Source organism: Thioclava sp. ES.031 (assembly GCF_002563775.1).
Lineage (GTDB): Bacteria > Pseudomonadota > Alphaproteobacteria > Rhodobacterales > Rhodobacteraceae > Thioclava.
The window spans coordinates 1,905,976-1,919,138 of sequence record NZ_PDJO01000001.1; the positions used below are offsets into that span (position 1 = coordinate 1,905,976).

The 13,163-nt window shown below is 61.6% G+C and carries 14 protein-coding genes and 1 pseudogene; 3 read left to right on the forward strand and 12 right to left on the reverse strand.

Translation table 11 applies throughout. The features are described from left to right. Positions 1-384 carry a chemotaxis protein CheD gene (locus tag AXZ77_RS09175; protein WP_255266450.1) on the forward strand — a complete coding sequence of 128 codons (384 nt, stop codon included), beginning with the start codon at positions 1-3 and terminating at the stop codon, positions 382-384. Positions 385-488: 104 nt separating this feature from the next. Here the strand turns inward: AXZ77_RS09175 and AXZ77_RS09180 are convergent, their stop codons facing one another. Next, the gene (locus AXZ77_RS09180; RefSeq protein WP_141536247.1) at positions 489-851 is read right to left on the reverse strand and encodes a hypothetical protein; all 363 of its coding nucleotides are present in this window, start codon (positions 849-851) and stop codon (positions 489-491) included. Continuing rightward, the gene (locus AXZ77_RS09185) at positions 851-1,021 is read right to left on the reverse strand and encodes a hypothetical protein (protein ID WP_255266451.1); all 171 of its coding nucleotides are present in this window, start codon (positions 1,019-1,021) and stop codon (positions 851-853) included. Before AXZ77_RS09185 ends, AXZ77_RS09180 begins: the two co-directional genes overlap by 1 nt. 82 nt (positions 1,022-1,103) lie before the next feature. On the opposite strand from AXZ77_RS09185, the gene AXZ77_RS09190 reads away from it, so the two are divergent. After that, positions 1,104-2,257, forward strand: a protein-coding gene (locus AXZ77_RS09190; protein ID WP_255266452.1) for an IS3 family transposase whose coding sequence is annotated in 2 segments (ribosomal slippage) — positions 1,104-1,356 and positions 1,356-2,257 — 1,155 coding nt in all. Because the reading frame shifts where the segments join, the coding sequence is not laid out codon by codon here. 37 nt (positions 2,258-2,294) lie between these two features. On the opposite strand, the pseudogene AXZ77_RS09195 reads toward AXZ77_RS09190, so the two are convergent. The 10 genes and pseudogenes from AXZ77_RS09195 to AXZ77_RS09240 form a co-directional block, all read right to left on the reverse strand. Beyond that, positions 2,295-2,513: pseudogene (locus AXZ77_RS09195) on the reverse strand (response regulator transcription factor); the annotation flags it as partial. 19 nt (positions 2,514-2,532) lie between these two features. Further along, a complete protein-coding gene (locus AXZ77_RS09200; protein WP_098410918.1) occupies positions 2,533-3,378 on the reverse strand; it encodes a protein-glutamate O-methyltransferase CheR in 846 nt (281 codons plus the stop codon). After that, positions 3,375-3,845, reverse strand: a complete 471-nt coding sequence (locus AXZ77_RS09205; RefSeq protein WP_098410919.1) for a chemotaxis protein CheW — start codon at positions 3,843-3,845, stop codon at positions 3,375-3,377. The genes AXZ77_RS09200 and AXZ77_RS09205 overlap by 4 nt, the downstream gene beginning before the upstream one ends. Before the next feature lie 236 nt (positions 3,846-4,081). After that, a protein-coding gene (locus AXZ77_RS09210) for an IS3 family transposase (protein ID WP_255266453.1) occupies positions 4,082-5,241 on the reverse strand; the annotation gives its coding sequence in 2 pieces (ribosomal slippage) (positions 4,082-4,992 and positions 4,992-5,241; 1,161 coding nt in all). 64 nt (positions 5,242-5,305) lie between these two features. Then, positions 5,306-7,408: a chemotaxis protein CheA gene (locus tag AXZ77_RS09215; protein WP_098410920.1), complete on the reverse strand. Its 2,103-nt coding sequence runs from the start codon at positions 7,406-7,408 to the stop codon at positions 5,306-5,308. Positions 7,409-7,418: 10 nt separating this feature from the next. Then, positions 7,419-7,784 (reverse strand): response regulator, encoded by a 366-nt coding sequence (locus AXZ77_RS09220; protein ID WP_078520611.1) that lies wholly within the window; start codon positions 7,782-7,784, stop codon positions 7,419-7,421. After that, a complete protein-coding gene (locus tag AXZ77_RS09225) occupies positions 7,775-8,065 on the reverse strand; it encodes an STAS domain-containing protein (RefSeq protein ID WP_078541051.1) in 291 nt (96 codons plus the stop codon). The genes AXZ77_RS09220 and AXZ77_RS09225 overlap by 10 nt, the downstream gene beginning before the upstream one ends. A gap of 113 nt (positions 8,066-8,178) precedes the next feature. Continuing rightward, on the reverse strand, positions 8,179-9,135 hold the full coding sequence (locus AXZ77_RS09230) for an ROK family protein (protein ID WP_098410921.1): 957 nt from the start codon (positions 9,133-9,135) through the stop codon (positions 8,179-8,181). Continuing rightward, a complete protein-coding gene (locus AXZ77_RS09235; RefSeq protein ID WP_098412498.1) occupies positions 9,132-10,460 on the reverse strand; it encodes a GH1 family beta-glucosidase in 1,329 nt (442 codons plus the stop codon). The genes AXZ77_RS09230 and AXZ77_RS09235 overlap by 4 nt, the downstream gene beginning before the upstream one ends. A 25-nt stretch (positions 10,461-10,485) precedes the next feature. Continuing rightward, positions 10,486-11,538, reverse strand: coding sequence for a LacI family DNA-binding transcriptional regulator (locus AXZ77_RS09240; RefSeq protein WP_098410922.1), 1,053 nt, complete (start codon positions 11,536-11,538; stop codon positions 10,486-10,488). Positions 11,539-11,794: 256 nt separating this feature from the next. Between AXZ77_RS09240 and AXZ77_RS09245 the strand changes: the two genes are divergently transcribed. Beyond that, positions 11,795-13,159 carry an ABC transporter substrate-binding protein gene (locus AXZ77_RS09245; protein WP_078601473.1) on the forward strand — a complete coding sequence of 455 codons (1,365 nt, stop codon included), beginning with the start codon at positions 11,795-11,797 and terminating at the stop codon, positions 13,157-13,159. Positions 13,160-13,163 lie beyond the last annotated feature (4 nt).

The following is a 13,163-nucleotide window of genomic DNA, read 5'->3' on the forward strand; positions in this document are numbered from 1 at the left end:
TTGAGATGGGTATCACCTCGCAGTCCGCGCCGGCGCAGACAACGTGCCGCTCAGACACCGCTTACTGTGAATGCGATGGAATTGCTGATCAACGAACTGATCAAACATGGCGCGCAGCGCAGTGAACTTCGCGCGAAGCTCTTTGGTGGCGCGCGCATGGTCAACGGTCTGTCGGATATTGGTTTGAAGAACAGTGAGTTTTCGATCGAGTTTCTTGCGAAAGAACGGATTCCCTGTGTCAGTCAAAGCTTGGGGGGCTCCCAAGCGCGTCGTGTCGAGTTTTGGCCTGATAGTGGGCGAGCGCGCCAGAAATTGCTTGGGGATGCAGAAGTCTTTGAGCGCGACATTGCTCCCGTGCCCGCTCGTGATATCGAGCTGTTCTGATGCCGGCGGTGCTAGGCATCGAACGACTTTGCTGATGGAGTACGACCGGATTGGCTCTTGATGAAGAGATTTGTCAATCTTGGCACGCAATCAACGTCGACGCGTCAAAACCAGCTCACATCACCATCAGAGGCGCGTGCCTGAATTTCCGTCGGGTGGCGCGGGTCGAGCGAGACAGCGATGTCTTGAAGTCGGACTGCCGCAAAAATTCCATCAGCTTCACAGTCCAAGTGGGTTGGTATCTTCGTGGACAACATACCAACGAAAGCGCCAAGGTCTTCTAGAGATTGGGTGATGCGGTCGATGCTTTGGATATCTTGAATGATCTGCGGAGAGAGATCTCCGTCCATACCGCTCGCCGAAAGTGCGCGTTGGAGCGCAACAGACAAACGCGCGAGCGCTTCCAACTCACGCCCGACGCGCGCAGTGAGGTCTGCAATCGGAAGTCGGCGTCGTTGTTGGTGCATTACAGACGTCCCACAACGGCTTCGATACAGGCTTTTAGTTCGGGCGGGGTAAACGGTTTCTTGATGAAGTTATTCATTCCGAGCCGCCTGCCAGTGTCGACGATTTCACGATCGGCGCGCCCGGTGATCAAGATAAAGCCCAAGCCCTTGGTGCGGGCATTTTTCCGCATGGTGAGCTACCCCCTGAAATTCGGACACTGACATAAGCTACGATTTGCAGTCTGCTGATCTTCGACGAGAAGGAGATCAGAGATGTCGAAACGCAAGCAGCACGCGCCCGAGTTCAAGGCAAAGGTCGCGCTGGAAGCCCTGAAGGGTGAAGAGACAGCGGCCGAGCTGGCGAGCCGGTTCGGGGTGCATCCAACGATGATCCATCAATGGAAGCGGGCCTTGCTCGAAGGCGCGTCGGGCGTGTTCGAGCGCGGGGGCCGAAGGAAGCCCGAGATCGACGAGGAGCAGGTGAAGGAGCTCCACGCCAAGATCGGGGAGCTGGCGGTGGCCAACTCTTTTTTGGAACGAAAGCTGAAGCCTTGGGGCGGGAAGTGAGGCGTGGCATGATCGAGCCGAACCATTCGGATCTGTCGATTGGGCAGCAGTGCAAGCTGCTGTCGATCGCACGCTCATCCTATTACTACGAGCCGAAGGGCGAAACCGAACAGAACCTCGGCCTGATGCGGCAGATCGACGAGCAGTTCCTGGAGACCCCGTTCTTCGGTGTCCGCCAGATGACCTGGCACCTGCGTAACGACGGCCACCTGGTGAACGAGAAGCGGATACGGCGACTGATGCGCCTGATGGGGCTCATGCCGATTTACCAGAAACCCAACACAAGCAGGCCGGCGAAGGGGCACAAGACCTATCCCTACCTGCTGCGAGGTCTGCGGGTGGATCGCCCGAACCAGGTCTGGTGCTCGGATATCACCTACCTGCCCATGCGGCGCGGGTTCCTCTACCTCGTGGCGATCATGGACTGGCACACCCGCAAGGTTCTGTCTTGGCGGATCTCGAACACCCTGGAGGCCGACTTCTGTGTCGAGGCGCTGAACGAAGCCATCCACAAGTTCGGCCCGCCCGAGATAATGAATACGGATCAGGGTTCTCAGTTCACGTCCTTCGCTTGGACGGATCGGCTCCGCCGGTCGGGCGTGCGCATCTCGATGGATGGGAAAGGCCGATTCCTCGACAACATCTTCATCGAGCGGCTGTGGCGAACCCTGAAATACGAATGCGTCTACCTGCATGCCTGGGAGACAGGATCGGAGACAAAGGCGGCGATCCGGAAATGGATGACCTTCTACAACCACCAGCGCCCTCACTCAGCCCTCGGCGGCAAGCCACCGGCGCTGGTCTATTGGCAGAGACATGATATCAACCAACCCGATCAGCAGGTGCAAAGAGTAGCTTAAATTACGCCAGATCCTGTCCAAGAGACGGGGAGTAGCTCATGGCTTGAAGGAATTGTAATCCGTCCATTCCCGGCATGTTGTAGTCAGAGATGACAAGGTGGACTGGCTTGGCCTCTAGGCTTTGAAGCGCGCTCTGGCCGTCAGTCGCATATCCGACTTGCCGGATGCCCATCGCGTCGAGCGCTTGCATAATAAGCCCCCGGCTCGTCGACATGTCGTCGACCACGAGGATACGCAATTGGTCTCTCAATGCCATGAAGTGAAATCCTGTCCGGTTAGATTGAGTTCAATTGATAAGTCGTGACGCCGGCGGTGCGGAGCTTCGTGTGTTTTCCGTCGGTTACGCGTTCAGAATGACCGACAAACAGGAAACCACCTGGCGTGAGCTGCTCCTCGAACCGCTCCCATAGCCGGGCCTGTGCCTCAGGAGCAAAATAGATGACGACATTTCGGCAGAAGATAACGTCGAATTTTCCGCGCATCGGCCAGGGATCATGGAGATTGAGTTCACGAAATTGGACGAGATCGCGGAGTCCCGAGGCGACCTGATAGTGTTCACCCTGCAGCTCGAAATATCTCTGTCGCAGAATATCCGGCACCGATTCGAGTGCGGCTGCGGGATAGCATCCCTTCGCACCGACGGCGATCATGAGAGGATCGATGTCGGAAGCGAGAATGCGCAGATCCAGATTGGCGAAATCAGGTGCGCTTTCGGCAATCGTCATGGCGATCGAATAGGCTTCTTGACCATTCGATGATCCCGCAGACCAAAGTCGAACGCGACTGCCGCGCCGAGCAGCCTCCAGAAGGGAAGGAAGAACGTTTCTGCGCAGGGTTTCGAAGTGATGTTTCTCACGAAAAAAATGGGTCACGTTTGTGGTGAGCGCGGATATCATCTTACGGCGTTCATCGCGACCTGCATCGGAATTCACGAGCGTGATATAGTCCTTGTACTGCGCGAGCCCCAAGGCCCGGAGTCGCTTTGCGAGGCGGCTTTGCACCATTGAGGTTTTGCCGGGTGCGAGCACGATTCCTGTCGTCTCGTACAAGAGCTGTGCGATCGCACTGAACTCGGCATCGGTCGGCGTGACCTGCCCAAGGGTGGACGGGGGGGCGCTCATGCGGCCTCGATTGCCTCTTGCGGCAATACGGACGTGAGGTCGAGTATGCGGATCATCCGGCCTTCGACGATCGTAAGCGCAGAGATATAGCGTTGCGAGACGTCGGCATTGAGATCGGGCGGAGATTGCATCTCTGAGCGGGGCAGGGCGAGGATGTCGGAGACGGCATCGACGAGAAGCCCCGCGGTCTGGCCTCCAACTTGGACGACAATAATGACGTTCCGGGCATCTCCCGCGACGGGTTCCATCCCGAGCCGGACCGAGAGGTCGACAACGGGCAGGACAGTGCCGCGCAGGTTAATTACGCCGCGGACGAAGGAGGGTGCGTGAGGCAGTGGCGTCGCGCGGGTCCAGCCGCGAATTTCGCGCACGGACATGATGTCGACGCTGTATTCTTCTTCGCCGAGGCGGAAGGAGAGAAGCTCGAGTTCAGCGGCATCGTTTTGGGGTGTGGTGTCTTCGGTCATGGCTTATCCTGCGAGTGAAATATCTATGGCGCGGGTGTTGCCCGAGGCGGTTTGAACGAGATCGGCGGGGTCGAGAATGAGTGCAATTTGACCGTCGCCGAGAATCGTCGCGGCAGCGACGCCGGGAATATGGCCATAGGATTGCTGACCTGCCCCCCGCGGGATCCCTCAACGTAGTGTAGAGTCTGCGCCAACTCTGAAGGAGCAGACTGACCTGCCCCCCTTGGGTCCCTCGTTCATAACGAGAGTCTGCAGGTTTGCGATTGGTAGTCGGGTCGGTTGCTGTGGGCAAGCGCGCCGGGCGCGGAGCCCTCAAATTGCTCAAGCGCCCGGCGCGCTTCGAGCGGCGTCTGGTTTCCCAGAGACGAGTGCGGTCTGACGGCGTTGTAGTCGTAGCGCCAGAGCGCCAAACTGCGCCGGGCATCGTCCAGGGTGTCGAAGATCTCCTCGTTTAATAATTCGTCGCGCAGGCTTCCGTTGAAGGACTCGATGAACGCGTTCTGCTGCGGCTTGCCGGGGTCGATGTAGTGCCAGGGAATGGCGTTCTGGTCGGCCCATCTCAGGATGGCCCGACTGGTGAACTCCGTCCCGTTGTCGCTGACAATGCAAGCAGGCTTTCCGTAGATCCGCACCAGCGCATCCAGTTCACGGGCAACACGCGTGCCCGATATGCTGGTATCGGCGACCAGGCACAGGTTCTCTCTGCAACAATCGTCGATCACGGCCAAAATACGGAACTTGCGCGAGGCGCCGAAGCTGTCCGCCAGGAAGTCGAGCGACCAGCGCGCATTGGGATGCGCCGCCGCAGGCATCGGTGTGCGTGACCCGCGAGCCCGCTTGCGTCCACGCCGTCGCTTCACCGATAACCCTTCCTCCCGATAGAGCCGATACAGCTTCTTGTGGTTCATGGTCATGTCCTTGCGCTCCAGCAGGATGCCGATCCGGCGATAGCCAAACCGGCGCCGCTTCCCGGCGATCTCCTTCATCTCCTCGCGGATCTCGGGGCAGTCCGGCGGGCGTGTGCGCCGGACCGTCTTGGGGTCGACACCGACAAGCTGGCAGGCCCGACGCTGCGAGATGGCATGATCCCGCATCGCCCTGAGCGCCGCCTCTCGCCGCCTGGTCAATGTCGTCAGTTCTTTCCCAGCAGATCCTTCAGAACCACGTTGTCGAGCATGGTGTCGGCCAACAGACGTTTGAGCTTGGCGTTTTCGTCTTCGAGCGCCTTCAGCCTGGCCGCCTCGGAGACCTCCATGCCACCATACTTGGCCTTGAACTTGTAAAAGGTCGCCGGGCTGAGGCCATGCCTGCGGCACACATCAGCTGTCGGCATGCCTGCCTCCTGCTCCTTGATCATCCCGATAATCTGCGCCTCGGTGAAACGGCTTTTTCTCATTCGTCTGCTCCTTCAGAGTTGGCGCAGACTCTACACTACGTTGAGGGATCCCGCGGGGGGCAGGTCATTGCTGCAATCCCTTGATGACGACCTGGCGCTGCTCGAGAATTGAATCGACCACGAGAGCAGAGCGGGCACCATCTTCCTGAGCGGTGAGCAGAACGACGTCGCCGCTGTAGGATCGCTTCGGTCCGCGATATCCGAGTTCGGCACCGAGGTCGAAAAGAGGGACGAAGGCGCCCCGCAGATGGATGACATTCGTCGATGGACCGAGTGCGCGGATGTCTTCGCTCGTGAGTGTCGCGGTTTCGAGGATCGAGGAGAGCGGGACCACGAGGGTTTCGCCTGCGACATTGACGACCATTCCGTCTAGAACGGCAAGAGTCAGTGGCAGGGAAATCGAGAAGCAGCTGCCCTTGCCGGGGTCAGAGGTGATCGAAATCCGGCCACCTAGAGATTGGATCGAGCTTTTCACGACATCCATGCCGACGCCGCGGCCCGAGAGCGCGGAGACCTGGTCAGCGGTAGAGAAACCGGGCAGGAAGAGAAGGTTGTCGATTTCGCTGTCGGAAAGCTGGGCATCCGGGGCGATAAGGCCTTTTTCGATGGCTTTCTCGAAGACCTTCTTGCGGTCGATGCCACCACCGTCATCGCTGACTTCGATCACGACGCGACCGGAGCGATGGTGGGCGGAGAGGGTGACGATTCCTTCGCGCGGTTTGCCAGCGCCTTCGCGCATCTCGGGGGATTCGAGGCCATGATCGACGGCGTTGCGGATCATATGGGTGAGCGGATCGGCGAGGCGCTCGATGACGGTCTTGTCGACCTCGGTGGTCTCACCTTCGGTTTTGAGCCGGACGTCCTTGCCGATCGCCGAAGAGGCTTCGCGCACGATCCGGGCCATCCGCTGGAACAGCGGTTTGACCGGCTGAGCACGGATCATCATCACGCTGTCCTGAATGTCACGGGTCAGCATCATGAAGGCTTCGAGCCCGGTGTTCACGGCGGAGTTGGGCGGCAGACCGGCTTCGGCCACAGATTGGGCAAGCATGGCTTGGTTGATTACCAATTCGCCTACGAGGTTCACCAAGCGGTCGATGCGCTCGATATCGACGCGCACGGTGGCGCCGGGCTCTGCAGCGGGGGCGGTGTTGGATGCCGCAGGCTGAGCGGCGGAGGGCTTCGCGGTCTCGGCTTGTTGCTCGGTCGGGGCCGGGTCAGGCGTGCGCGCGGGAGCTTCGGTTGCGATCTTCGCTATATCATCGGTTGGAGGCGGCGCGGGATTGATGGAACCGGGGCCATCCACTGCCGCCGCGGGCTCAAATTTTTCATCTTCGTCAGTGTCGCCGGACGGTTCGCTTTCTAATTCGGGCAGCTCCGGGAGGGGCGTTTCAGATGAAGCGGGGATCGCCGAAATGTCGATCTGGCAGACGTCTTCGACGAATTCGAACACTTCCCGGATTTCTTCTTCTGTCACATCCCCCGTGATCTGGACGGTCCAGCTCAGATGGTTCTCCTCCGGGTCGAGCGTATCGAGTGGCGGGACCGTCGATGCGTCGGTCGCGATCGAGATCTCCGCGATCTCGGCGAGGGCGCGGAGAAGCTGCAGCGGCTCGTTGCCCGAAGTATAGAGCGCGCCGTCCGGGCGGAACTGCAGGGTGAAGCCGGTCGGGGACGCGTCTTCTGGCGTGAAATCGAAGTCGAGGTCGAGCGCGAGGCCCATCGGCTGGAAATCTGCCGTCTCCACCTCGTCTTCCGCATCAGCCGCATGTGCAGCCCCCCGGTCCCCCAAAAGCGCCTCAAGCGCCTGAAGGCACTCCTCGGCGGTCTCGGGTTCGGGAGCCCCTTCGCGCGCGGCACGGATTTCGTCTGCAAGCAGGTCAGCCGCCTGGAAGAAGAGCTTGACCGCCTCAGGCGTCAGATCGAGCCTGCCGGCGCGTAGCTCGTCCAGCACGGTTTCGAACCGATGCGCAAAAGCGACCAGCGCATCGAGGCCGAAGGCGCCTGCGCCGCCCTTGATCGAATGAACCGCCCGAAAGACGACATTGATCGTCTCGCCATCTTCCGCGCCCTCGTCGAGGTCGGAGAGCGCGTCTTGCAGGCTTTCGAGCAGCTCTTCACATTCGATGAAGAAGGATGCTTTGATTTCTGCCATCGGGTCGGACATGTCGCGCTCCTTATCCGGCAACCATGTTAAGCGCCTTGACCAGTTTGGTCGGGTCGAAGGGCTTCACGATCCAGCCGGTCGCCCCGGCGGCGCGGGCGCGGGCTTTCAGCTCGGCCGCGGATTCGGTGGTGAGGACGAGGATCGGGGTCGCGCGGTGGCGGTCCTGCCCGCGCACGGCCTCGATGAAGCCGAACCCGTCGAGGCGCGGCATGTTGATGTCGGAGATGATCGCGTCAGGCTCCAGCCCGTCGAGCACCTCCAGCCCGTGCACGCCGTCTTCGGCGAGGTACAGCTCCATCCCGGCATGTTCGAGGGTGAGCTTGAGCATGTCGCGAATGGTGCGACTGTCATCGACCGCGAGAACTTTCAGTGACATGGGGCCTCCGCATCCGGGAGGTGCTGGAGATCCTCATGCGAGAGACCGAACCGGGTCAGGGCGCTGTCGAACGCCTCCGAACTCGACGCGATCTCGAGGCGGTGACCTGCGATGCGGGCAGTCTTCGCCGCCGAGAGCAGCAGTTGCAGCCCCAGCGCGCCGAAATGGGTCACGCTGGAGGCATCGAGGGCGACATCTTCCGTCGCCACGCATTGCAGCGACGCTTGCAAGGGGCGCACGGTCGCAAGGTCGATCCGGTCGGGCAGGGCAAGCGCGGTCATGGCGCCACCACAAAGTCACGAAGGCAGAGCGTACGCATCGGCAACCTCTTTCAAACACATCCGTGAAAGAGGTCTAAGCCCAAGCCGTTAAAATAGCCTTGACGGAAACGCGCCTATCGCATCATGCGCGAAGAAAGATAGGAGGCGCAGCCCTGAAGCGCTGCGTAGTCGTCCTCGACCACGCTGACCGGGAACGCGCGCAGGAATTCCGAGAAGCGCCCCTTGGCCTGCATAGCCTCGGCGAAACCGAACTCGTCGAGCCACGGGACCACGCCACGCGCCGCCCCACCGATCAGGTAGATGCCGCCGAAGGGCAGGTGGGTCAGCGCCAGATCGCCCACGACCCGGCCCAGCATCTGCACGAAAAGCTGTCCGGCCGCGACGGCCGTCTCTTCGCCACGGGTGATCGCTTCGAGGATCTCCTGGCCCGAGGTGGTCGCGTCGTCCTCGCCCCTGAGATAGGCGTAGAGCCGTTCCAGACCGCGCCCCGACACGACATGCTCGACACTGGCGAAATCGTGTTTCGCATCGAGATAGGTCTTGAGCGCGAAATCCTCCTCGGTCTCGATCGGCAAGGTGGTGTGCCCGGCCTCGGAGGGCGGCACGACGCGCCCGCCGGGGCCCTCATGCACGGGGGCTGCGTTGAACCCGGTGCCGATCCCAACCACCAGCCGCGCAGAGCCCTCCTTCGCGGGCAGGCCGGGCAGGATCGAGTGCACGGCATCGTCGGCAAGGCTTCCCAGCGCATGGCCCTGCGCCTGCAGATCGTTGAGCACGAAGACATGATCCGTCCCGGTCAGCCGCGCGATATTATCGGCGCGGATCACCCAGGCGAGATTGGTCATTTCTGCCACGTCATCGCGCACCGGACCGGCGGCGGCCACGCAGGCGCCCGCGATCTCGCCGCAATCCTCGTCGCGGATATACTCCTCGAGGATGTCCTCAAGCGCGCCCCGCCCCTTGTTCGAGAAGCGGCGGATCGTCGAGTGGATCAGCTTGCCGTCACGGGCCATCGCCACGCGTGTGTTGGTGCCGCCGATATCGGCCAGCAGGGTGATCTGTTCGCTCATCCGCGGCTCCCCAATGCGTCTTTCCATGCCAGATAGGACGCTTTCGGGGTGCGCTGCAAGCTGTCGAAGTCCACATGGACGAGCCCGAAGCGCTTCTCGTATCCCAGGGCCCATTCGTAATTGTCCATCAGCGACCAGCCGATATAGCCCTTCACCGGCACGCCCTCGGCAATCGCGCGCTGCACGGCGGCAAGGTGGTCTCGGTAATAGGCGATGCGATGCGGATCCTCGACCTTGCCGTCTTCGACCACATCGGGCGCGGCCATGCCGTTTTCGGTCACGTAGAGCGGCAGATCTCCGGTATAGTCGCGCTTGAGCCGTGTCAGGAACTGATAAAGCCCCTCGGGATAGATCTCCCAGCCCATCGCGGTCTTGGGCAGCGGGCCATCGACCTCGTGATGCGCGGGCCAAGGCCCCTCGGTGGGCGCGATGCGCTTGCAGGTGTAGTAATTGAGCCCGAGCCAGTCGAGCTTCTCGCCGATCAGCGCGAAATCGTCTTCCCAGTTATGCGGCATGTGCGGCGCGAAGGCCTCCATCACCTCCTCCGGGTAGCGCCCCTTGAAGATGCCCTCGACGAAGAAGCGGTTGTAATAGGCGTCATAGAGATCGGCCGCCGCCGCCGCTTCGGGCGTCTCGTCGGCGGGGATCGGGTATTCGAGATTGCACACCGCGCCGAGGTTCTTCATCCCGTGCGCGCGCATCACTCGGATCGACTTGCCGTGGGCGAGCAGCACGTGATGCATCGCATGGGCCGTGGCGCGGATATCGCGCAGGCCCGGCGCGTGATGGCCGAGGAAATGGCTTAGCCAACCGACGCACCACGGCTCGTTGATTGGGGCCGCGGACCAGATACGGTCGCCGAGCCGATCCGCGATCACCTGCGTGAAATCGGCGAACCAGGAAGCGATGTCGCGGTTGCGCCAGCCGCCCTTGTCGGCCAGCGCGGCGGGCAATTCCCAGTGATAGAGCGTGAGCGCCGGTTTCAGCCCACGCTCCAGCATTCCGTCGACCAGCCGGTCGTAGAAATCCAGACCCTCACGGTTCACCGGGCCGCGCCCCTCCGGCATCACCCGCGCCCAGGAGGTCGAGAAGCGGTAGATGTCGAACCCTGCATTGGCGATCAGGTCGAGGTCTTCCTCCCAGCGGTGATAGTGGTCGCAGGCGACCGCACCGTTCTCGGCGCGCACGACATTGCCCGGCGTGGCGGCGAAAGTGTCCCAATGGGTCGGGCCCGCACCGCCGAAGGAATGGCCCTCGATCTGATAGGAGGAGGTGGCAACGCCGAACTGGAAATCGGCAGGAAAATCAACGCGTTTCGGGAGCATCTTCATCCTGTATATAAAATTGGTTTCAACTCGGGCGCAGCGCGCCTCCTTGGGTGGGGACCGGACCGGTGGACTGGCCGACGACCAGAACCGCCTCCATCAATTCGTGGCGCGGGCTGCGGTCGCCGCTCTCGATCTGCTCGATCAGAAGCGCCGCGCAGCGTCGTCCCGCCTCGCGTACCGAGGAGCGCGTCGCGGTGAAGATCGGTTCTTCCGCCGTGCCGTTTTTCAAGTATCCCAGCTCGTCGTCATGGGTCACGATCGAGACGTCGCGTCCCATCACCAGACCTGCCTCTTCGATGCCGCGCCGCGCACCCATCGCAGAGAGCAGCGAGGCGGTCAGGAAGGCCGTCGGCGGGTTGGGCCATTGCAGCATCTCACGCGCCGCATCATGGCCCTGTGCCTCGGTCATCTCGCCCTCGACGATCAGGGCCGGGTCGATCGGTAGATCACGCGCCTTGAGCGCAGCCTCATAGCCGCGCCGGCGCCTGCGGGCGAAATCCATTTCTCCGATGCCGTTGATCAGCGCGATCCGGCGATGCCCCAGATCGAGCAAGAAATTCGTGGCCCGCTCGAAGGCTCGCTTGTTGTTCACATCGACCCAGCTGAAGGGGGAGTTCGTTCCGCTGACCCGCCCGTGCAGCACATAGGGCAGCCCCAGCGCGTCGAGCATGGCGATCCGGTGATCCTCGACCTTGGGCGCGTGAATCAGCACGCCATCCACATTCCCTTTCGAGCGCAGCTCGGCATAGGCGCGGGCCTCGGAATCGTCGGGCACGATGGTCATGACCATATCGTAGCCCGCACGCGCATAGACTTCACCGGCGCCCGCGATGAAATCCGCGAAAACCGGATTCACGATCTCGTGGCGGTCCGAGATCGGGATGATGTGGCCGATTGCCATCGCGCGGCCCGTCGCCAATCGTTTGGCCTGTGTGTTGGGACGATAATTGGCAGCCTCGGCCGCTTCGCACACCCGACGCCGCGTGGCCTCGGAGACTTCCGGGTAGCCGTTGAGCGCGCGACTCACGGTGGTGGGCGACAGCCCCAATTCGAGTGCCAATGTCTTGAGATTCATGAGCCAAACCGCTTTGGATTATCGCGAGACTAGGGTGCGCGTCTATCGGCGTCAATGATGCGGGTGCGGCGGGGGCGATGCTGCGCTGCGGCGTAGCTTTCTGCGTAAGTCATGAGGATATAAAGCGGATTTGATTTTGGCGTGAGCAGGCACAATTGACTTCTTTGCGAGGCTCTGAAACGGTCGGTGCTGTCCAAAGCGCTTTGGGCTGGCGAGTCGCCATGGGCCAAAAAGCGCGACACACCGGGAGGATTTCATGACCAAACATCTGATGCTTGGGATCGCGGCGCTCGCGCTGTCGGCGGGGCTCGCTCACGCGCAGGATCTCAAGTTCGCGCCGGGCAGCGATGCCGACAAGTTTGACTGGGCGAGCTATGACCAATTTAAGAACGACACCGATCTGAGCGGCGAAACGCTCACGATCACCGGCCCGTGGACGGGCAACGACAAGGCGCTTTTCGAGAGCGTTCTGGCCTATTTCGAGGCCGCGACCGGCGCCAAGGTGAACTACTCCGGTTCGGAAAGCTTCGAGCAGGATATCGTGATCGCCGCCAAGGCCGGCACGCCGCCGAACATCGCGGTCTTCCCGCAGCCGGGCCTTGCCTCCGACATGGCCAAGCAGGGCTACCTGACGGCGATGCCCGATGGCACGGGTGACTGGATCAAGAACAACTACGCCGCCGGGAAGTCCTGGGAAGACCTGTCCACCTACAAGGGCAAGGACGGCGAGATGCACACCTACACGTTCCCCTTCAAGGCGGATGTGAAATCGCTCGTCTGGTATGTGCCGGAGAACTTCAAGGAAGCGGGCTACAAGGTTCCCGAGACGATGGAGGACCTCAAGGCGCTGACCGAGCAGATCAAGGCCGATGGCGGCACCCCGTGGTGCATCGGTCTGGGCTCCGGGGCTGCGACCGGCTGGCCCGCGACCGACTGGGTCGAGGATTTCATGCTGCGCACGCAGTCGCCCGAGACCTATGACGACTGGGTCACCAACAAGCTGAAGTTCAACGATCCCAAGGTCGTTCAGGCGATCGAGGATTACGGTTGGTTCGCCAAGACCCCCGGCTTCGCCGAAGGCGGCGAGCAGGCGGTGGCCACCACCGACTTCCGCGACAGCCCGAAAGGTCTCTTCGACTTCCCGCCGAAATGCTACATGCACAAGCAGGCGAGCTTCATCCCGACCTTCTTCCCCGACGGGACCAAGGTGGGTCAGGACGTGAACTTCTTCTACTTCCCGTCCTATGCAAGCAAGGATCTCGGCAAGCCGGTCCTCGGTGCGGGCACGATGTTCGGCATCACCAAGGACTCCAAGGCCGCTGAAGCCTTCGTGAAGTTCCTCGAGACGCCGATCGCCTCGGAAATCTGGATGGCGCAATCGGGCTTCCTGACGCCGAACAAGAACGTCAATCCGGCGGCCTTCGCCAATGACGTGCAGCGTCACATGAACTCGATCCTGCTGGACGCGACGACCTTCCGCTTCGACGGGTCGGACCAGATGCCGGGCGAGATCGGCACCGACGCGTTCTGGAAGGCGATGGTCGCCTACACCACCGGTGACGAGACCGCGCAAGAGGCCGCAGACGCGGTCCAGAAGCGCTGGGACAGCATCCAGAAGTAAGTAA

Bases quoted from the DNA above. Each gene is read 5' to 3' on its own strand.
- AXZ77_RS09180 (WP_141536247.1), bottom strand. From the start codon at position 851: ATGCACCAACAACGACGCCGACTTCCGATTGCAGACCTCACTGCGCGC.
- AXZ77_RS09185 (WP_255266451.1), bottom strand. From the start codon at position 1,021: ATGCGGAAAAATGCCCGCACCAAGGGCTTGGGCTTTATCTTGATCACC.
- AXZ77_RS09200 (WP_098410918.1), bottom strand. From the start codon at position 3,378: ATGAGCGCCCCCCCGTCCACCCTTGGGCAGGTCACGCCGACCGATGCC.
- AXZ77_RS09205 (WP_098410919.1), bottom strand. From the start codon at position 3,845: ATGACCGAAGACACCACACCCCAAAACGATGCCGCTGAACTCGAGCTT.
- AXZ77_RS09215 (WP_098410920.1), bottom strand. From the start codon at position 7,408: ATGTCCGACCCGATGGCAGAAATCAAAGCATCCTTCTTCATCGAATGT.
- AXZ77_RS09220 (WP_078520611.1), bottom strand. From the start codon at position 7,784: ATGTCACTGAAAGTTCTCGCGGTCGATGACAGTCGCACCATTCGCGAC.
- AXZ77_RS09225 (WP_078541051.1), bottom strand. From the start codon at position 8,065: ATGACCGCGCTTGCCCTGCCCGACCGGATCGACCTTGCGACCGTGCGC.
- AXZ77_RS09230 (WP_098410921.1), bottom strand. From the start codon at position 9,135: ATGAGCGAACAGATCACCCTGCTGGCCGATATCGGCGGCACCAACACA.
- AXZ77_RS09235 (WP_098412498.1), bottom strand. From the start codon at position 10,460: ATGCTCCCGAAACGCGTTGATTTTCCTGCCGATTTCCAGTTCGGCGTT.
- AXZ77_RS09240 (WP_098410922.1), bottom strand. From the start codon at position 11,538: ATGAATCTCAAGACATTGGCACTCGAATTGGGGCTGTCGCCCACCACC.
- AXZ77_RS09245 (WP_078601473.1), top strand. From the start codon at position 11,795: ATGACCAAACATCTGATGCTTGGGATCGCGGCGCTCGCGCTGTCGGCG.